The sequence below is a fragment of the Mesorhizobium sp. P2_F5 genome, from assembly GCF_056403715.1.
Map to the genome: position 1 here is coordinate 448,927 of NZ_JBFUEY010000001.1, position 18,104 is coordinate 467,030.

The window sequence follows — 18,104 nt, forward strand, 5'->3', positions numbered from 1 at the left end:
CGTGATTCTGTTTCCCGCCATCGATCTCAAGGACGGCAAGTGCGTGCGGCTGAAGCACGGCGATATGGCGACCGCGACGATCTACAATGACGACCCGGCAGCCCAGGCCAAGGCCTTCGAGGACCAGGGTTTTGAATGGTTGCACGTCGTCGACCTCAACGGCGCCTTTAAGGGTCAGAGCGTCAACAGCGCGGCGGTCGGAGCCATCCTCAAGGCGACGAAGAACCCGGTGCAGCTCGGCGGCGGCATTCGCACGCTGGCGCAGATCGAGGATTGGCTCGACCGCGGCCTGGCGCGCGTCATTCTCGGCACGGTGGCGGTGCGCGATCCCGACCTGGTGAAGCAAGCCTGCAAGGAATTCCCCGGCAAGATCGCCGTCGGCATCGACGCCAAGGGCGGCAAGGTGGCGGTCGAAGGCTGGGCCGAGGCGTCCAGCCTCGGCGTCATCGAACTGGCTCAGAAATTCGAGGGCGCCGGTGTTGCCGCCATCATCTACACCGACATCGACCGCGACGGCGTTCTGACCGGCATCAACTGGGATGCCACGATCGACCTTGCCGACGCAGTGTCGATCCCGGTCATCGCTTCGGGCGGGCTGGCCTCGATCGCCGACATCGTGCGCATGAACATGCCCGACGCAAAGAAGCTCGAAGGCGCGATCTCCGGCCGCGCGCTCTATGACGGGCGCATCGATCCGGCCGAGGCGCTGGCGGTGCTGCAGGGCAAGGCAATGGAGACCCGATCTTGAAAATCTCCATTATCCTCGCCTCCTATGACAGCGGCCACTATCACGGCGGCATGGGCCAGGGACCGGACGCGCTGATATCGGGCGGTCTCGTCGATGCGCTGACATTGGCCGGGCATGACGTCGTCGTCACCGATATCGGCAGGGTCGGCGACGAGCAGGAGCGCGAGATCGCAACCGGCTTTGCGGTCTGCAATGCCGTCTCCGGCGAAGTCCGCATCGCCATCGACCGAGGCCGGTTTCCCATCGTGCTGGCCGGCAACTGCCTGACATCAGCCGGTGCTGTCGCCGGCGAGGATGCCGATGCGATCATCTGGGCCGACCAGCATGGCGATCTCAACACGCCCGAAACGTCCGTCTACGGCTTTCTCGACGGCATGGCGCTGGCGACGGTTCTGGGCCTGTGCTGGAAGCCGATGGCCTCGGCCATCCCCGGCTTCAAACCGATCGATCCGGCCCGCTGCGTGCTGGTCAATGCGCGCGACCTCGACCCCGCCGAAACGGAGCTGTTGAAGACGCTGCCGGTGATCCGCACCGAATGCCCCAACTGGGCCATGGCCTGCGGCAGATTGAAGGCGCCGGACGCAAAGCGGGTGCACCTGCATCTCGATCTTGATGTGCACGATCCCGAGGCGCTGCAAGCCAACCGCTACACCACGCCGGGCGGCCCGGAGCCGAAACAGCTGCGCCAGGCCGTCTGCGGCATGGCCGGTTTGCTGCCTATATCCGGCATCACCATCTCGGCCTACGATCCGGCCTTCGACGCGCAGGCCGAGGTTCCGCCGCTGGTCGGCGAACTGCTCAGCGATTTGCTGGCGACGATGGAGAAGGGCTGATGCTGAAGGCCCGCGTTATCCCGTGCCTCGACGTCAAGAACGGCCGCGTCGTCAAGGGCGTCAATTTCGTCGACCTCATCGATGCCGGTGACCCGGTCGAGGCCGCAAAAGCCTATGACGCGGCCGGCGCCGACGAACTCTGCTTTCTCGACATCACCGCGTCGTCCGACAACCGGGAAACCATCTTCGACGTCGTCGCCCGCACCGCCGAGCAATGTTTCATGCCGCTGACCGTCGGCGGCGGCGTGCGCCAGGTCGCCGATATCCGCAAACTGCTTTTGGCCGGCGCCGACAAGGTGTCGATCAACACCGCGGCGGTGAAGAACCCGGATTTCGTGGCGGAAGCCGCCGACAAGTTCGGCAACCAGTGCATCGTCGTCGCCATCGACGCCAAGAAGGTTTCTGCTGCCAATGAGGCCGATCGTTGGGAAATCTTCACCCATGGCGGTCGCGAAAAGACCGGCATCGATGCGATCGAATTCGCGCGAAAAATGGTCGATCGCGGCGCCGGCGAGATCCTGTTGACCTCGATGGACCGTGACGGCACCAAGGCCGGTTACGACATTGCGCTGACCCGCGCGATTGCGGATGCAGTGCGCGCGCCGGTCATCGCGTCGGGCGGCGTCGGCACGCTCGATCATCTGGTCGAGGGCATTCGCGACGGCCATGCGGGCGCCGTGCTGGCGGCATCGATCTTCCATTTCGGCACCTACACGATTGCCGAAGCCAAGGCGCATATGGCCAAGGCCGGGCTGCCTATGCGGCTGGACTCATCCGTCGATCGGCCTTAAACGGCGCAAATGGCTGAATTTTCGCTGTCCGACCTGGAAAAAATCATCGCCCAACGCGCCCAGTCCGGCGACCCGGACTCGTGGACGGCGAAACTGTTTGCCAAGGGCATGGACAAGGCCGCGCAGAAGCTCGGTGAGGAGGCGGTCGAGACGGTGATTGCCGCCGTCACGGGCGACAAAAAAGCCCTCGTTTCCGAAAGCGCCGATCTTATATATCATTGGCTTGTCGTGCTCGGGATTGCCGGGGTGCCGCTGGACGACGTACTGCGCGAGCTTGAAGGCCGTACCGGCCGTTCGGGCGTCGCCGAAAAGGCTTCGCGGTCGAAGGGTTGACCGCTAGAGCCGGATGATTTCAGGCCGAGGCCTGAAATCTGAATCCGTCTCTAAACTTGATGAAGGAGCATGATGTCGTCCGAAAACCGCTTCACACTTTTCGGCACCATGCTCTAGAGGGCAGGAAACTCGATGGACCAGCTCGCTCCGACCGAGAAATATTCCCCCTATCGTTTCTTCTCGGCCGAGCAATGGTCGAACTTCCGCGCCGACACGCCGATGACGCTGAGCGAGGACGAGATCAACCGTCTGCGCTCGCTCAACGACCCGGTCGACCTCGAAGAGGTCAAGCGCATCTATCTGTCGCTGTCGCGGCTGCTGTCGGCGCATGTCGAGGCCAGCCAGCTGCTGTTTCGTCAGCGCCAGGCCTTCTTCAACGCGCTGGACGTGGTCAAGACACCGTTCATCATCGGCATTGCCGGCTCGGTGGCGGTCGGCAAGTCGACCACGGCACGCGTGCTGAAGGAACTTCTGGCGCGCTGGCCGTCGAGCCCCAAGGTCGACCTCATCACCACCGACGGTTTTCTTCTGCCCAACAAGGTGTTGCGGCGCGACAATCTGATGGAACGCAAAGGCTTTCCCGACAGCTACGATGTCGGCGCGCTGCTCAGGTTCCTGTCGGGCATCAAGTCGGCGCAGCGCAATGTCCGCGCGCCGGTCTATTCGCATTTGACCTATGACGTCATTCCCGGCGAGTTCGTCACCATCGACCGGCCCGACATTCTGATCTTCGAAGGCATCAACGTGCTGCAGCCGGGCAAATTGCCGAAGGACGGCAAGATCGTGCCGTTCCTGTCGGATTTCTTCGACTTCGCCATCTACATCGATGCCGACGAAAGACTGATCCACCACTGGTACATCGCCCGCTTCATGCGGCTGCGCGAGACGGCCTTCCGCAATCCGGACTCCTTCTTCCACCGCTATTCGCAGCTATCGGAAGACGCCGCGCGCGCCATCGCCGAAGGGCTGTGGGCCAACATCAACCTGAAGAACTTGCGCGAGAACATCGTGCCGACACGGGCGCGCGCCGACCTCATCCTGCGCAAGGGCGCCAATCACCTGGTCGAGGAAGTGGCGCTCAGGAAACTGTGAGATCCAAGGCTATAACTTAAAGTCATCTTAACCCAGACTTGCCTATTGTTGCACCTGATCCGCGGGCTTGGGCAGGCAATAGACGCGCTACCGTAACGTTCAGGAGTGGTTGCGGTCACAAGCCTATAGTTTGGCGGGCAGGGATGCCTTTCAAAGGTGGCGGGCGATGTTTGCGGCGAACAATCGAGCAATTCTCATTCTGGCGACGGTAACACTGGCTACTGTGTCGCTGATGCTCGTGGTGCTGCTGGCGACACGTACCGAGATAAACCTCGCCAGCATCAAGCCCCTGGGTTTTCTGCTTAGCGTGCAATTCCTACTCGTCGTCTATTGTCGACTTCGTCGTCTCAAGGGATTGCAGCCGATCGTTGAGACGATCTTCCTTTTCATAGCCCTCAATTTCGGCCTGCTGCCGATCTCATACGCGGGCATGCGATTCAATCTTCCGATTGCGGACGGCTGGCTGTCAGCAATGGATCACGCGATAGGTTTTCACTGGCGGCCCTTCATCGTCTCCATCGACAACCGACCGCTGCTGGCAGGCTTATTGTTTGGCGCCTACACCTCTTTTGGGCCTCAGCTATTCTTGATACCGGCCTATTTTGCCCTTGCGGGCGGTGTCAACAGAGCGTGCGCCATGGTTTCCGCCTACGCGGCGATCGTTATTGTATCGAGCGTCATCAGCATCTGGTTCCCATCAGAGGGAGCTTTCCATTTTTATGGTCTCCACCAGTCAGACCTAAAGAACATAAATATTCATTTTGGCGTTGCATATCTTTCGGAATTCGGAGCAGTGCGCACCCAACCTGTGTTCGAAATGGGCCTGGATCGTATTCAGGGATTGCTGACGTTTCCATCAGTTCATGTCGCCGGTGCCGTGCTTTGTACCTGGGCGGCATGGGGATCACGCTATCTTTGGGCCCCGGTGGCGTTACTAAATATGGCCATGGCGGTATCGACGATCAGCCACGGGGGACATTTCGCCATCGATGTCGTTGCCGGTGTTTTCGTGGCGCTCGCCTGCATCTTTCTCTCGCGTCTATCCTTTCAAGATGCCGATGCTGGCGCCACACGCGCCGCTGAAGCAAGGTTTTGGCGGGAAATTTTTCAGGCAAAATGGCGGTCGCGCAACGCTTCTGCGGTGCCGTACTCCGCCAAGTGATGGCTTTTTTCAGCTCGGCCGATTGACCCGCCGCAGCGTCAGATTGATCCTGCCGCCATGCTTCAACAGCGCCGAGGTCGACGGGTAGATGCGGTCCACGCCGTGGAAGCAGAGCCGGCCTTCGCCGCCGAGCACGACGACATCGCCGCTTTTCAGCCTGAACGATTTTGTACCGCCGTCGCGCGTCGTCTGGCCGACCCGGAACAGGCAGTCGTCGCCAAGCGATACCGAGACCACCGGCGCCGAGAAATCGGCCTCGTCACGATCCTGGTGCAGGCCCATTTTGGCGTCCTGCGTATAGAAATTGACCAGGCAGGCTTCCGGCGGCTGCGGATAAGCCGAAACCTCCTGCCATAGTTGCATCAGCGCGTCCGGGATCGGCGGCCATGGCTCTCCGGTCAGCGGATGCGTCGGCTGATAGCGATAGCCCAGCTCCTTATCGGTGACCCAGCCGAGCGAGCCGCAATTGGTCATGCGCACGCTCATCTCCTTGCCGGTGCGCGGCATGGCCGGCACGAACAGCGGCGACTGCTGGACGATGGTCCTGACCGCTTCGACCAGCGCTTCCTGCGCCGCGCGGGGCAAATAGCCGGGCATGTGGCGGACGCCTTTGGGCAGAACGAGCATGGCTTGGCCATTTCCTCCGGTTGATACTCGAACCATGCCACCGCCAAACAAAAACGGCGACCCGAAAGCCGCCGTCTGTCGATCAGGACCGGTTTCGGTCAGGCGTCGGGGGCGGACTACATCCGGCCGGTGCTTAGTCGTTCTCCACCCGGCCGCGCAGCTTCTTGATCGTGCCGCGCCCGGCCTTGCTTTTCAGCCGCCGCTCCACCGCACCCTTCGACGGCCGCGTCTTCTTGCGCGGTGGCGGCGGCGGTTCGGCGGCCTTGGCGACCAGCGCCGTCAGTCTCGCCCGCGCATCCGCCCGGTTCTGCTCCTGGGTGCGGAAGCGCCCGGCCTCGATGACGATGACGCCGTCCTTGGTGGCGCGCTGGCCGGCAAGCTTGATCGTGCGCGCGCGCACGCGTTCCGACAGGCCGGCCGCATTGGCCGCGTCGAAGCGCAATTGCACGGCGGTCGCCACCTTGTTGACGTTCTGACCGCCGGGGCCGGACGAGCGGATGAAATCCTCGTGCAGGTCGCCCGGATGGATTACGGCTTCGTCGGCAATGATGATGTCGTCGATCGGCATGCCGCAGTCATGGCGCGGCGGACCAAAAAAGAAAAGGCCCGATCGAACCGGGCCTTTTCAAGGATGGGTCGGGGACGATGCCTCGACTATTCCGCAGCTTCCTGCAGGCGGGGCGCGGCGCCGAGCACGACGGCATCGACATGGCTTTCGAATTTCTCGAAGTTGACGGCGAACATGCCGACCAGCCTTGCCGCCTGGCGGTCATAGGCAGCCTTGTCGGCCCAGGTCGAACGCGGGTCGAGAATGGCGCTGTCGACGCCAGGCACGGCCACCGGCACCTCGAAGCCGAAATTGGCGTCGGTTCGGAAGCCGGCCGCCTTCAGCGACCCGTCGAGCGCGGCGGCCAGCAAGGCGCGTGTCGCCTTGATCGGCATGCGTTTGCCGGTGCCGTAAGCACCGCCGGTCCAGCCGGTGTTGACCAGCCAGCAATCGGCGCCATGGCGGGCGATCAACTCGCGCAGCAGATTGCCGTATTCCTTGGGATGGCGTGGCATGAACGGGGCGCCGAAGCAGGTCGAGAAGGTTGCTTCCGGCTCGGTCACGCCTTTTTCGGTGCCGGCCACCTTGGCGGTGTAGCCGGAGAGAAAGTGATACATCGCCTGCGCCGGGGTCAGCCGGGCGATCGGCGGCATGACGCCGAAGGCATCGGCGGTCAGCATGATGATATTTTTCGGATGGCTGGCGCGTCCGGTCTTCGAGGCATTGGGGATGAAGTCGAGCGGATAGGCGCAGCGCGTGTTTTCGGTGAGCCTGCCGTCGTTGAAGTCCGGCACGCGGTCGGCATCGAGCACGACATTTTCCAGCACCGTGCCGAAACGCTGCGTGGTGGCGAAGATTTCCGGCTCGGCCTCGGCCGACAGCCGGATCGTCTTGGCGTAGCAGCCGCCTTCGAAATTGAAGATGCCGTGCGGGCCCCAGCCGTGCTCGTCGTCGCCGATGAGCGTGCGCGACGGGTCGGCCGAGAGCGTCGTCTTGCCGGTGCCCGACAGGCCGAAGAAGATCGCAGCGTCGCCGGTCGGCCCTTCATTGGCCGAGCAGTGCATCGGCATGACGCCCTTTTCCGGCAGCAGATAGTTCAGCATGGTGAACACCGACTTCTTCATCTCGCCGGCATAAGAGGTGCCGCCGATCAGCACGATCTTGCGGGTGAGATCGACGGCAATCACCGTTTCGGTGCGGCTGCCGTGGCGGGCCGGATCGGCGCGGAAGGACGGCAGGTCGATGATCGTCATCTCCGGCACGAAATCCTCGAGCTCGGCGGCCTGCGGGCGGATCAGCAGGTTGCGGATGAACAGCGAGTGCCAGGCGAATTCGGTGATGACCCGGGTCGGCAGCTTCAGATCGGCATCGGCGCCGCCGATGAGATCCTGCACATAGAGGTCCTTGTCCGCGGCGTGGACAAGGAAATCGGCGAACAGCGTTTCGAATTGGGCCGGCGAAATCGCCTTGTTGTTGTCCCACCAGACATGTGGCTCGGTGGTGCCATCGCGCACGACAAACTTGTCCTTGGGCGAGCGGCCGGTGTGCTGGCCGGTCTCGGCAAGCAGCGCGCCACCGGCGGTCAACCTGGCCTCGCCACGGCGGATCGCGTCCTCGTAAAGGGCAGCCGCACCAAAATTATAATGCACCGTGCCGGTGGTTTTCAGGCCGATACGATCGATCGCGCAGGCAGAATTGCGTTTGCCGACTTCCGACATCAAGGGTCCCTTCTTCTGGATTCGCCGCACTTTACCGGCGCATTTCCGGCATGCCCGCGATGGGGGCTGAGACGGTCAGAACCAGAAAACCCGAATGATATCAAATCATTAATCGATTTAAAAATTTTGAAAGTTGTTTAAATCGTTTATATGTGCAAAAAATCACAGTGGTTGCCCAAAGGATTGGCACACAGTGTTCGTCCAATCCGTGTAGAGGTGCGATTGGGGCCGCCGGCAAGCCGTGCGCGACAGCGGATGGAGCCTGTGCCACATTTTGTACCTAATTTGTCCTGCAAAAGCCCCTTCTCTAAGACGGAAGGGACAGATCATGAGGGAGCCGCTTGAAATGGCAACAATCGCGCTTGTCGATGACGATCGCAACATTCTGACGTCGGTCTCGATCGCCCTCGAATCCGAGGGGTATCGCGTCGAGACCTACACGGATGGGGCGTCGGCGCTGGAAGGCCTGGCGGCGCGACCGCCGAATCTCGCCATCCTCGACATCAAGATGCCGCGCATGGACGGCATGGAGCTGTTGCGCCGGATGCGCCAGAAGTCCGACCTGCCGGTGATCTTCCTGACCTCTAAGGACGACGAGATCGATGAGCTTTTCGGCCTCAAGATGGGCGCCGACGATTTCATCCGCAAACCGTTCTCGCAGCGCCTGCTGGTCGAACGGGTGCGCGCCGTGCTGCGCCGTGCCAGTGCCCGCGAGGCTGCGGCAAAGGCGCCCAGCCAGCAGGCCCGTTCGCTTGAGCGCGGCCAGCTGGTGATGGACCAGGAACGCCACACCTGCACCTGGAAGGGCGAGCCGGTGACGCTGACGGTCACTGAATTTCTCATCCTGCACTCGTTGGCGCAGCGCCCCGGCGTGGTAAAAAGCCGTGATGCGCTGATGGATTCGGCCTATGATGAGCAGGTCTATGTCGACGACCGCACCATCGACAGCCACATCAAGCGGCTGCGCAAGAAGTTCAAGGCCGTCGACGATGACTTCGAAATGATCGAAACGCTTTACGGAGTCGGGTATCGGTTCCGCGAAGCTTAAGTTAGTGCATGTCGCCCAAAAGTGGTCCCGGTTTTGGGACAACGACATGCATCAAACCAAAGACTAGCCGGGAGCTGCTATTCGATGGCAGTGGACGTAGAGCGAGGCAGACGGGCGGGCGCCGGCAGGCGGCCGTCCAGGATTCTGCCCGCATTCCTGTCGAGGATCACGGTGCCGATGCGCCGCTTCCTTGGCCATCACATCTTTTCCAGCCTGACCCGGCGCATCTTGTTCCTCAACCTGGCCGGCCTCGCCGTGCTGGTCACCGGCATCCTCTATCTCAACACTTTCCGCGACGGGCTGATCGACGCCCGCGTCGAAAGCCTGATGACGCAAGGCGAGATCATTGCCGGTGCGATCGCGGCATCGGCGACGGTCGAGACCGATTCGATCAGCATCGATCCGGAAAAGCTGCTCGAACTGCAGGCCGGTGAAAGCCTGGGGCCGGGCTCCGACCAGCTCGACAATCTGGATTTTCCGATCAATCCCGAGCGCGTCGCGCCGGTGCTGCGGCGGCTGATTTCGCCGACGCGCACGCGCGCCCGCATCTATGACCGCGACGCCAATCTGCTGCTCGATTCGCGCCATCTCTATTCGCGCGGCCAGATCCTGCGCTACGACCTGCCGCCGGTCGAGGACGAGCAGCCGGATATGCTCGAGCGGGTGCAGAAATTCGTCTTCGATTTCTTCCGCAACAAGGACCTGCCTGTCTACCATGAGCAGCCCGGCGGCAACGGTGCGGCCTTCCCCGAAGTGGTCAAGGCGCTGACCGGCAGCCCGTCGACCATCGTGCGCGTCTCGGAACAGGGCGAGCAGATCGTCTCGGTGGCGGTGCCGATCCAGCGCTTTCGTGCCGTGCTCGGCGTGCTGATGCTGTCGACGGAAGGCGGTGACATCGACAAGATCGTCGCCGCCGAACGCAAGGCGATTTTGCGCGTGTTCGGCATTGCGGCACTTGTCACCGCCATCCTGTCGATGCTGCTGGCCTCCACCATCGCCAACCCGCTGCGGCGGCTGTCGGCGGCGGCGGTGCGGGTGCGGCGCGGCGTCAAGAACCGTGAGGAAATCCCCGACTTTTCCGACCGCCAGGACGAAATCGGCAATCTGTCGATCGCGGTGCGCGACATGACCAATGCGCTCTATGCCCGCATCGAGGCGATCGAAAGTTTTGCCGCCGACGTCTCGCACGAGTTGAAGAACCCGCTGACCTCGCTGCGCAGCGCGGTGGAGACGCTGCCGCTGGCCAAGAACGACAATTCACGCGGCCGGTTGATGGAGATCATACAGCACGATGTCCGGCGCCTGGACCGGCTGATCACCGACATTTCCGATGCTTCGCGCCTCGACGCCGAACTGGCGCGGGAAGATGCCGCGACCGTCGATCTGAAGAAATTCATCACTGACCTCGTCGCCGTGTCGCGCGAGGCGACGCGCAACAAGAAGGCCGTCGAGATCGAGTTCAAGGCCGCCAAGCTGCCGCAAGGCGTCAAAGGCTACTTCGTCACCGGCCACGACCTCAGGATCGGCCAGGTCATCACCAATCTGATCGAGAATGCCCGCTCCTTCGTGCCGGAGGACCACGGCCATATCGCCATTTCCCTGGCGCGCGCCGGCAAGGTCAATATCTTCACCGTCGACGACAACGGCCCTGGCATCCGTGCCGACACCATCGACCGCATCTTCGAGCGCTTCTACACCGACCGCCCGGCCGGCGAGGCGTTCGGCCAGAATTCGGGCCTCGGCCTGTCGATATCGAGGCAGATCGTCGAAGCCCATGGCGGCACGCTGACGGCCGAGAACATCCCGGGCACCAAGCCCGGTGAGATCAAGGGTGCGCGCTTCGTGGTGACGCTGCCGGCCGAAGGCTGATCCGTGAAAGCGGAAAACATTCACGGAACGGCGCTGCTCATCGGCGAACGCGGTGTGCTTATCACCGGACCGTCCGGCGCCGGCAAGACGACACTGGCGCTGGTGCTCATCGACCATTGCCGGGCGCGCGGCCTGTTTTCGCGGCTGATCGGGGACGACAGGCTGCTTGCGGCCACTCACGCCGGGCGACTGATCTGCCGCGTACCCGCCACCATTGCCGGCCTCGCAGAAGTGCCAGGATTCATGCCACGGCCGCTGTCGTTCGAGCCAAGCGGGGTGATCGACCTCCATATCCGGCTGGTACCGAAGCATGCGAGGGACCGCTTCCAGGAAGATTTCAGCGAGCCGATCGTGGGCTGTCTGGTACCGCGGATTGATCTCATCGAGCGCAACGTTGCGACGGCCTTGCCGGCCGTAATGGCGCGGCTGTCGATCGCAGCTTTCGCATGATCCGGTTTCGAATTATTGCTGCAATGCGTCAAAATGGCGTAGGTCGGCGCAATTTTGGGCTTGTCAACGCGCCGCGCGTCGACAAGATAGCGCTCCCGCCGCCTGGGATGGCCGGCGAGCATAAAAAGCGCCTGTGAAGCGGCGATGACGGGAGCCACCATAGAATGATCGGACTCGTGCTTGTAACGCACGGTCAACTGGCCGCCGAGTTCCGCCATGCCGTGGAACATGTCGTGGGGCCACAAGACAATTTCGAAACCGTGGCGATCGGCGCCGATGACGATATGGAGCAGCGTAGGCGCGATATCGTCGACGCCGTCGGCCGCGTCGACACCGGGACCGGCGTCATCGTTCTGACCGACATGTTCGGCGGCACGCCGTCCAACCTCGCCATTTCGGTGATGGAATCCGGCCGCACGGAGGTCATCGCCGGCATGAACCTGCCGATGCTGATCAAGCTGTCGTCGATCCGCAAGGGTGACAACATGGCAGCCGCGCTCGACGAGGCGCAGGCCGCCGGGCGCAAATACATCAACGTCGCCAGCCAGCTCCTGAGCAGCAAATGAACGCGCTGTCGCCGGTTGAGATCGTGCGCGAGTTCCCGATCGTCAACCAGCGCGGCCTGCATGCGCGCGCCTCGGCCAAGTTCGTCCAGGTCGCCAGCGGCTTCGACGCCACCGTCCATGTCGAAAAAGACGGCCTCAAGGTCGGCGGCACCTCGATCATGGGCCTGATGATGCTGGCGGCGAGCCCCGGCTATTCGATCCGCGTCACCGCCAGCGGCACCGAGGCCGTGGCGGCGATGGACGCACTGGAGCAGCTGGTCGCTTCACGCTTCGGCGAAGAGTGCTGAAGCTCTTTTTGTTTGAGCATGATCTCTGGACAAAACGTTTCCCGTTTTGTCCGAGAAAACCGGCTCCCACTTTTCGGGATCATGCTCCGCAAACACATACGCGCATAAAGATTTCTTTATATCCCATTGTCGTCTGACCGGTGATCTGCTAGTCAAGCCGGCATTCCGCGCCCTTCGACGCGCCATGTGGCGCAGGCGCATCCTGAAGACAAATCACACCGGAGCACTGCCATGACAGGTAGCAAGGACTATGTGGTCGCCGACATTTCGCTTGCCGGCTGGGGCCGCAAGGAACTCGACATCGCCGAAACCGAAATGCCGGGCCTGATGGCCTGCCGCGAGGAATTCGGCGACAAGAAGCCTCTGAAAGGCGCGCGCATCACCGGCTCGCTGCACATGACCATCCAGACGGCCGTGCTGATCGAGACGTTGAAGGCGCTCGGCGCCGATATCCGCTGGGCTTCGTGCAACATCTTCTCGACCCAGGACCATGCCGCAGCGGCGATCGCCGAAGCCGGCATCCCGGTGTTCGCCGTCAAGGGCGAGTCGCTCGAGGAGTACTGGGACTATACCGACAAGATCTTCCAGTGGGCCGATGGCGGCCTCTCCAACATGATCCTCGACGATGGCGGCGACGCCACCATGTACATCCTGATCGGCGCACGCGCCGAAGCCGGCGAGGACGTGCTGTCCAACCCGCAGAGCGAGGAAGAAGAGTACTTCTACGCCCAGGTCAAGAAGCGCCTGAAGGCTTCGCCCGGCTTCTTCACCAAGCAGAAGGAAGCCATCCGCGGCGTCACCGAAGAGACGACGACGGGCGTCAACCGGCTCTACCAGTTGCAGAAGAAGGGCCTGCTGCCGTTCCCGGCGATCAACGTCAACGACTCGGTCACCAAGTCGAAGTTCGACAACAAATATGGCTGCAAGGAATCGCTGGTCGACGGCATCCGTCGCGGCACCGACACCATGATGGCCGGCAAGGTCGCGGTCGTCTGCGGTTACGGCGACGTCGGCAAGGGTTCGTCGGCTTCGCTCAAGGGCGCCGGCGCCCGCGTCAAGGTCACCGAAGTCGATCCGATCTGCGCGCTGCAGGCGGCGATGGACGGCTTTGAAGTCGTCACCCTGGAAGATGCGGCACCGACCGCCGACATCGTCATCACCACGACCGGCAACAAGGATGTCGTCACCCTCGACCACATGCGCTCGATGAAGGACATGGTGATCGTCGGCAATATCGGCCACTTCGACAATGAGATCCAGGTGGCGTCGCTGCGCAATTTGAAATGGACCAACGTCAAGCCGCAGGTCGACATGATCACCTTCCCGGACGGCAAGCGGATGATCCTTTTGTCGGAAGGACGCCTTCTCAACCTCGGCAACGCCACCGGCCATCCGAGCTTCGTGATGTCGGCTTCGTTCACCAACCAGGTGCTGGCGCAGATCGAGCTCTATACCAAGCCCGGCCAGTATCAGAACCAGGTCTATGTGCTGCCCAAGCACCTCGACGAGAAGGTGGCGCGCCTGCATCTCGACAAGCTTGGCGCCCGCCTGACCGAACTGTCCGGCGAACAGGCCGCCTATATCGGCGTGACCCCGCAGGGTCCGTTCAAGCCGGAACACTACCGCTATTAAGCATAGCGCAACTTACTACTAGATATTGAAGCCGGGCGATTGACATTTCGCCCGGCTTCTTTTTTGCGCGGAATGATTCTTCACGCCGATTCCAGCACGCGCTATTGTGGTGATTCGCGGGCCGGGGACGAGGGCCGGCGCACGCATAGAGAGCATGATCCCGAACCGACGGACCGCGTTAGCGAAAAGTGGAAACCGGTTTTCGGAAAAGATCATGCTCTTCAAAAAGAGTTGGATCAGGAGGGCGTTTCTACCAATGTCATCCTGATCGGGCGGTCTTGCATTCAGGCGGCGAAGAGGACCAAGACATGCCGGGGGAAAACCCGCCTCGCGCGGGATGGGCCGTTTCCGGCGGCCACGACGATTCCGATATCACTGGCTCCGCCACGGCAGGCGGCGGCCTGAAGAAGCGCGTCGGCGCCCGTGTCGCGGGCTTTCTCGCCACGTCCGCTCTTGCCGGTCCGCTCACCTCGTTTGCCGCGCATGCCGAGCCAGCCATTGCGCAGAAAGCCGGGCTGTCGGTCAGCGCGGTCGAGGTCATCCAGCTCGCCATGTTCGTCGGCGTCATGGGCGCCGCTCTGGTCTCGGCCATCTTCCTGATCCGCGAAAGGGCCCGCACCTCGGCGCAGAATGTTGAGCTCCGAGCCCGCATCGCCGACGTCAACGTGGCGCTGCAGCGCTCCGAGGCCCTGCTCAATCTGCGCGACCAGCGCGTGATCGTCTGGGCTTCGGAAAACAAGAAGCCCGAGTTGATCGGAACCTTGCCGCTCGAAAGTGGCGCGCCGGAAGACCGTGCGGCGTTCCTCGCCTTCGGTCGCTGGCTGATGCCGCGCTCGGCGGCGGCACTCGAAAATGCCGTCGCGGGGCTGCGCGAGAAAGCGAAGCCGTTCGACCTGGTCATCGAATCGCAGGCCGGGGCGCCGCTCGAAGTGCACGGCCGCAAGAGTGCCGCGCACGTGCTGGTGCGCTTTGTCTCGTTGTCGGAAACGCAACGAAGCCAGGCCAGGCTGAAGATCGAGAACCAGCGGCTCGCCGCCGATTACGACACCATGATCGGCCTGTTCGACGCCTTGCCGATGCCGGCATGGCTGCGCGCCGCCGACGGACGGCTGAAATGGGTTAACCGCGCCTATGCCGGAGCGGTCGAAGCCTCGAGCGCCGAAACGGCCGTGCGCGAGGCCAAGGAATTCCTCGGCGGCCAGGCGCGCGAACAGATCGCCGCGCAGCACAGAACGCGCCCGGTCTTCGAACAGACGCTGTCGACGGTGATCGAGGGCGACCGCCGCGTGTTCGCCGTCACCGACTTCGCCGGCAACGATGGCTCGGCGGGCCTCGCCTGCGACACCAGCGCCACCGAAGCCATCCGCGGCGAGTATGAGCGCACGGTGCGCAGCCATGCCGACACGCTCGACCAGCTCAACACGGCGGTGGCGATCTTCGATACCGACGAGAAGCTGCGGTTCTTCAACCAGGCGTTCCAGAAACTGTGGGGACTGGACTCTGGCTTCCTGCACAGCGCGCCCGACAATGCGCTTTTGCTCGACCGGCTGCGCAGCGAAGGCAAGATCGCCGAGCAGCCGGAATGGCGACGCTGGAAGGAGGGCCTGCTTAACGCCTACCGCGCGGTTGAATCGCAGGAGCATTGGTGGCATCTGCCCGACGGCAAGACCATCCGCGTGGTCGCCAACCCGCAGCCGAAGGGCGGCGTGACCTGGGTGTTCGAAAACCTGACCGAGAAGATGGACCTCGAAAGCCGCTACCAGACCGCGGTGCGGGTCCAGGGCGAGACCCTCGACAATCTGGCTGAAGGCGTCGCGGTGTTCGGCCCCGATGGGCGGCTGCGCCTGTCCAACCCGGCTTTTACAGCGCTGTGGGGGCTGAGCCCGGATGTGGTCAAGCCCAACGTGCATGTCTCGGCGATCCGCGATCTCAGCGACCAGCGCGCCGTCGACAGCCCGTGGGGCGGGTTCGTCGCCGCCATCACCGGCTTCGACGACGAGCGCCGCGACCGTCACGGCCAGACCGAGCTGAACAACGGCACGGTGCTCAGCTACGCCGTCATCCCGCTTCCCAACGGGCAGGTGATGATGACCTTTGTCGACGTGACCGACAGCGTCAATGTCGAGCGGGCGCTGAAGGATAAGAACGAGGCGCTGCAGAAATCCGACCAGCTGAAGAACGAGTTCGTGCAGCACGTCTCCTATGAGCTGCGCTCGCCGCTGACCAACATCATCGGCTTTACCGAGCTGTTGTCGCTGCCGACGACCGGGCCGCTGAGCCCCAAGCAGCGCGAATATGTCGAACATGTCGGCTCATCATCGTCGGTGCTGCTCACCATCGTCAACGACATACTCGACCTCGCCACCGTCGACGCCGGCATCATGCAGCTCGACATTTCGGAGGTGAGCGTCGAGCGCACCATCCAGGCAGCCGCAGAACTGGTCGCCGACCGGCTGGAAGAGCATGCGATCAAGCTCAAGATAGACGCCGAGGCAGCACCGAAGAGTTTCCATGGCGACGAGACCCGGGTCCGCCAGATCCTCTACAATCTGTTGAGCAACGCCGCCAATTACGCGCCGGAGGCGAGCACGATCACGCTGGCCTGCCGCCAACTGTCGGAAGGCGTGGAATTCTCGGTCCATGATGACGGCCCAGGCATGCCGCCAGACCTGCTCGATTCGGTTTTCCGCCGCTTCGAGCCGCGCACCAATGGCGGACGCCGGCGCGGCGCGGGCTTAGGCCTGTCGATCGTCAAGAGCTTTGTCGAGCTGCATGGCGGCAACGTCCGCATCGAGACCGGCAAGGACCAGGGCACCACCGTCATCTGCACCTTCCCCGATGCGCCGTCGGGCATCCGCGCCGCGGCCGAGTAGCGCGCTAGATGACTGTTGTTGTGCTGGAGCGTTTTCTCGCCGACGAGGCCGCGACCGCAAGGCTCGGCGAAGACCTAGCCATGGCGCTGCGGCCGGGCGATGTGCTGGCGCTCAAGGGCGATCTCGGCGCCGGCAAATCGACGCTGGCGCGCGCCCTGATCCGGGCGCTGGCCGACGATGCCGGCCTCGACGTACCGAGCCCAACCTTCACTTTGGTGCAGAGCTACGACACGCGCATTCCGGTCCATCATTTCGATCTCTACCGCCTGTCCTCGGCCGGCGAGATCGACGAGCTGGGTTTTGATGAAGCGCTGCTGCAGGGCGCTGCCCTAGTCGAGTGGCCGGAGCGGGCGGAAGCCGCCCTGCCCAGGACGTCGATCTGGATCGAACTCGTCCATCAGGGCGAAGGCCGCATGGCGAAGCTGTCCGGCGAAGGCGCTGCCTTCGAGCGCGTGGCGCGATCGCTGGCGATGCGCGATTTCCTCGAAACGGCCGGCTGGGGCGATACCGCGCGGCGCCATTTTGTCGGCGACGCCTCAGCGCGGTCCTACGAAATCGTTTCGCGCGCCGGTTTCGCACCGCGCGTGCTGATGAACTCGCCACGGCTGGTGCTGGGGCCGCCGGTGCGCGACGGCAAGCCCTATGCGGTGATCGCCCACAGCGCGCAGTCGGTGACCGCCTTCGTCGCCATCGACAAGGCGCTGCTGGCGCAAGGCGTCAGCGTTCCCCTCATCCACGCCGAAGAGCTCGAGCAAGGGTTTCTGCTACTCGAACATCTGGGCTCGGAAGGCTTTCTCGACGGCCACGGCGAACCGGTGGCCGAGCGCTACGCGGCGGCGGCCGAATTGTTGGCGATGATGCATGGCAAGACCTGGCCACAGCGCATGGAGGCCGTACCGGGTGTTGTCCACGAGGTGCCGCCTTTCGATCGCGATGCCATGCTGATCGAGGCTGATCTGCTGGTCGACTGGTATGTGCCGATGGTCACCGGCGCCCCGGCCAGCGAGGCTTTGCGCGCCGGCTATCACAGGGAATGGAACGCGGTTCTCGACCGGTTGGACGAACGCGACTACACGCTGATGCTGCGCGACTTCCATTCGCCCAACATCATCTGGCGCGGCGACCGCACCGGCCACGACCGCCTCGGCATCGTCGATGTCCAGGATGCGCTGATCGGCCCTGCCGCCTATGACGTCGCGTCGCTCGCCATGGACGCTCGCGTCACCGTTTCGCCCGAGATTGAGCAGCGGACCGTCGACGCCTATGTCGCCGCGCGCCACGCCGCCGGCGGCTTCGACGAGGCGGGTTTCCGCGAGGCCTATGCAATCATGGCGGCACAGCGCAACTCGAAGATCCTCGGCATTTTCGTGCGGCTCGAAAAGCGCGACGGCAAGCCCTATTATCTGAGACACCTGCCGCGCATTCGCGACTATCTCAGGCGGGCGCTGGCGCACCCGGCGCTGTCCCAGTTGAAGGAGTTTTATATGGCGCACGGCCTGCTGGCGGAGCGGCTCCCGTGACCCTGACC

Annotated in this window: 17 protein-coding genes; 14 read left to right on the forward strand and 3 right to left on the reverse strand. The window is 63.1% G+C overall.

Annotation, left to right across the window (positions count from 1 at the left end; genetic code table 11):
- Position 1 precedes the first annotated feature (1 nt).
- The 6 genes from hisA to AC1DYO_RS02130 all read left to right on the forward strand — a co-directional run bounded on the left by hisA (position 2) and on the right by AC1DYO_RS02130 (position 4,959).
- Positions 2–748, forward strand: a complete 747-nt coding sequence (gene hisA, locus AC1DYO_RS02105) for a 1-(5-phosphoribosyl)-5-[(5-phosphoribosylamino)methylideneamino]imidazole-4-carboxamide isomerase (protein WP_477259817.1) — start codon at positions 2–4, stop codon at positions 746–748.
- Positions 745–1,581: an arginase family protein gene (locus tag AC1DYO_RS02110; RefSeq protein ID WP_477259819.1), complete on the forward strand. Its 837-nt coding sequence runs from the start codon at positions 745–747 to the stop codon at positions 1,579–1,581. Before hisA ends, AC1DYO_RS02110 begins: the two co-directional genes overlap by 4 nt.
- Entirely contained in the window at positions 1,578–2,372 is a 795-nt protein-coding gene (hisF, locus tag AC1DYO_RS02115; RefSeq protein WP_477259880.1) for an imidazole glycerol phosphate synthase subunit HisF, read from the forward strand. Before AC1DYO_RS02110 ends, hisF begins: the two co-directional genes overlap by 4 nt.
- 9 nt (positions 2,373–2,381) lie before the next feature.
- The gene (locus tag AC1DYO_RS02120; protein ID WP_477259821.1) at positions 2,382–2,705 is read left to right on the forward strand and encodes a phosphoribosyl-ATP diphosphatase; all 324 of its coding nucleotides are present in this window, start codon (positions 2,382–2,384) and stop codon (positions 2,703–2,705) included.
- A gap of 132 nt (positions 2,706–2,837) precedes the next feature.
- Positions 2,838–3,797 (forward strand): type I pantothenate kinase, encoded by a 960-nt coding sequence (gene coaA / locus AC1DYO_RS02125; RefSeq protein ID WP_477259823.1) that lies wholly within the window; start codon positions 2,838–2,840, stop codon positions 3,795–3,797.
- Positions 3,798–3,963: 166 nt separating this feature from the next.
- The gene (locus AC1DYO_RS02130) at positions 3,964–4,959 is read left to right on the forward strand and encodes a phosphatase PAP2 family protein (RefSeq protein ID WP_181056800.1); all 996 of its coding nucleotides are present in this window, start codon (positions 3,964–3,966) and stop codon (positions 4,957–4,959) included.
- Between the two features lie 9 nt (positions 4,960–4,968).
- Here AC1DYO_RS02130 and AC1DYO_RS02135 read toward each other — a convergent pair whose 3' ends face one another.
- The 3 genes from AC1DYO_RS02135 to AC1DYO_RS02145 all read right to left on the reverse strand — a co-directional run bounded on the left by AC1DYO_RS02135 (position 4,969) and on the right by AC1DYO_RS02145 (position 7,851).
- A complete protein-coding gene (locus AC1DYO_RS02135) occupies positions 4,969–5,586 on the reverse strand; it encodes an alpha-ketoglutarate-dependent dioxygenase AlkB family protein (protein ID WP_477259825.1) in 618 nt (205 codons plus the stop codon).
- A 133-nt stretch (positions 5,587–5,719) separates the two neighbouring features.
- A complete protein-coding gene (arfB, locus tag AC1DYO_RS02140) occupies positions 5,720–6,154 on the reverse strand; it encodes an alternative ribosome rescue aminoacyl-tRNA hydrolase ArfB (protein WP_477259827.1) in 435 nt (144 codons plus the stop codon).
- An 86-nt stretch (positions 6,155–6,240) separates the two neighbouring features.
- The gene (locus AC1DYO_RS02145; RefSeq protein ID WP_477259829.1) at positions 6,241–7,851 is read right to left on the reverse strand and encodes a phosphoenolpyruvate carboxykinase; all 1,611 of its coding nucleotides are present in this window, start codon (positions 7,849–7,851) and stop codon (positions 6,241–6,243) included.
- A gap of 346 nt (positions 7,852–8,197) precedes the next feature.
- Here AC1DYO_RS02145 and AC1DYO_RS02150 point away from each other — a divergent pair, with 346 nt between their 5' ends.
- The 8 genes from AC1DYO_RS02150 (at position 8,198) to tsaE (ending at position 18,096) form a co-directional block, all read left to right on the forward strand.
- Positions 8,198–8,899: a response regulator transcription factor gene (locus tag AC1DYO_RS02150; protein WP_010912942.1), complete on the forward strand. Its 702-nt coding sequence runs from the start codon at positions 8,198–8,200 to the stop codon at positions 8,897–8,899.
- A gap of 84 nt (positions 8,900–8,983) precedes the next feature.
- A complete protein-coding gene (locus AC1DYO_RS02155) occupies positions 8,984–10,768 on the forward strand; it encodes a stimulus-sensing domain-containing protein (RefSeq protein ID WP_477259831.1) in 1,785 nt (594 codons plus the stop codon).
- Positions 10,769–10,771: 3 nt separating this feature from the next.
- Positions 10,772–11,218 carry an HPr kinase/phosphorylase gene (locus AC1DYO_RS02160; protein WP_477259833.1) on the forward strand — a complete coding sequence of 149 codons (447 nt, stop codon included), beginning with the start codon at positions 10,772–10,774 and terminating at the stop codon, positions 11,216–11,218.
- A gap of 164 nt (positions 11,219–11,382) precedes the next feature.
- Positions 11,383–11,784: a PTS sugar transporter subunit IIA gene (locus AC1DYO_RS02165; RefSeq protein ID WP_142868692.1), complete on the forward strand. Its 402-nt coding sequence runs from the start codon at positions 11,383–11,385 to the stop codon at positions 11,782–11,784.
- On the forward strand, positions 11,781–12,071 hold the full coding sequence (locus AC1DYO_RS02170; RefSeq protein WP_181056806.1) for an HPr family phosphocarrier protein: 291 nt from the start codon (positions 11,781–11,783) through the stop codon (positions 12,069–12,071). The genes AC1DYO_RS02165 and AC1DYO_RS02170 overlap by 4 nt, the downstream gene beginning before the upstream one ends.
- A gap of 231 nt (positions 12,072–12,302) precedes the next feature.
- Positions 12,303–13,703: an adenosylhomocysteinase gene (gene ahcY / locus AC1DYO_RS02175; protein WP_477259835.1), complete on the forward strand. Its 1,401-nt coding sequence runs from the start codon at positions 12,303–12,305 to the stop codon at positions 13,701–13,703.
- Between the two features lie 308 nt (positions 13,704–14,011).
- Positions 14,012–16,576: a sensor histidine kinase gene (locus tag AC1DYO_RS02180; RefSeq protein WP_477259837.1), complete on the forward strand. Its 2,565-nt coding sequence runs from the start codon at positions 14,012–14,014 to the stop codon at positions 16,574–16,576.
- 8 nt (positions 16,577–16,584) lie between these two features.
- A complete protein-coding gene (tsaE, locus tag AC1DYO_RS02185; RefSeq protein WP_477259839.1) occupies positions 16,585–18,096 on the forward strand; it encodes a tRNA (adenosine(37)-N6)-threonylcarbamoyltransferase complex ATPase subunit type 1 TsaE in 1,512 nt (503 codons plus the stop codon).
- Positions 18,097–18,104 lie beyond the last annotated feature (8 nt).

Excerpts from the sequence above, each read along its gene's own strand:
- AC1DYO_RS02120 (WP_477259821.1), top strand. The coding sequence starts at position 2,382 with ATGGCTGAATTTTCGCTGTCCGACCTGGAAAAAATCATCGCCCAACGC.
- coaA (WP_477259823.1), top strand. The coding sequence starts at position 2,838 with ATGGACCAGCTCGCTCCGACCGAGAAATATTCCCCCTATCGTTTCTTC.
- AC1DYO_RS02130 (WP_181056800.1), top strand. The coding sequence starts at position 3,964 with ATGTTTGCGGCGAACAATCGAGCAATTCTCATTCTGGCGACGGTAACA.
- AC1DYO_RS02135 (WP_477259825.1), bottom strand. The coding sequence starts at position 5,586 with ATGCTCGTTCTGCCCAAAGGCGTCCGCCACATGCCCGGCTATTTGCCC.
- arfB (WP_477259827.1), bottom strand. The coding sequence starts at position 6,154 with ATGCCGATCGACGACATCATCATTGCCGACGAAGCCGTAATCCATCCG.
- AC1DYO_RS02145 (WP_477259829.1), bottom strand. The coding sequence starts at position 7,851 with ATGTCGGAAGTCGGCAAACGCAATTCTGCCTGCGCGATCGATCGTATC.
- AC1DYO_RS02150 (WP_010912942.1), top strand. The coding sequence starts at position 8,198 with ATGGCAACAATCGCGCTTGTCGATGACGATCGCAACATTCTGACGTCG.
- AC1DYO_RS02155 (WP_477259831.1), top strand. The coding sequence starts at position 8,984 with ATGGCAGTGGACGTAGAGCGAGGCAGACGGGCGGGCGCCGGCAGGCGG.
- AC1DYO_RS02165 (WP_142868692.1), top strand. The coding sequence starts at position 11,383 with ATGATCGGACTCGTGCTTGTAACGCACGGTCAACTGGCCGCCGAGTTC.
- AC1DYO_RS02170 (WP_181056806.1), top strand. The coding sequence starts at position 11,781 with ATGAACGCGCTGTCGCCGGTTGAGATCGTGCGCGAGTTCCCGATCGTC.
- ahcY (WP_477259835.1), top strand. The coding sequence starts at position 12,303 with ATGACAGGTAGCAAGGACTATGTGGTCGCCGACATTTCGCTTGCCGGC.
- AC1DYO_RS02180 (WP_477259837.1), top strand. The coding sequence starts at position 14,012 with ATGCCGGGGGAAAACCCGCCTCGCGCGGGATGGGCCGTTTCCGGCGGC.
- tsaE (WP_477259839.1), top strand. The coding sequence starts at position 16,585 with ATGACTGTTGTTGTGCTGGAGCGTTTTCTCGCCGACGAGGCCGCGACC.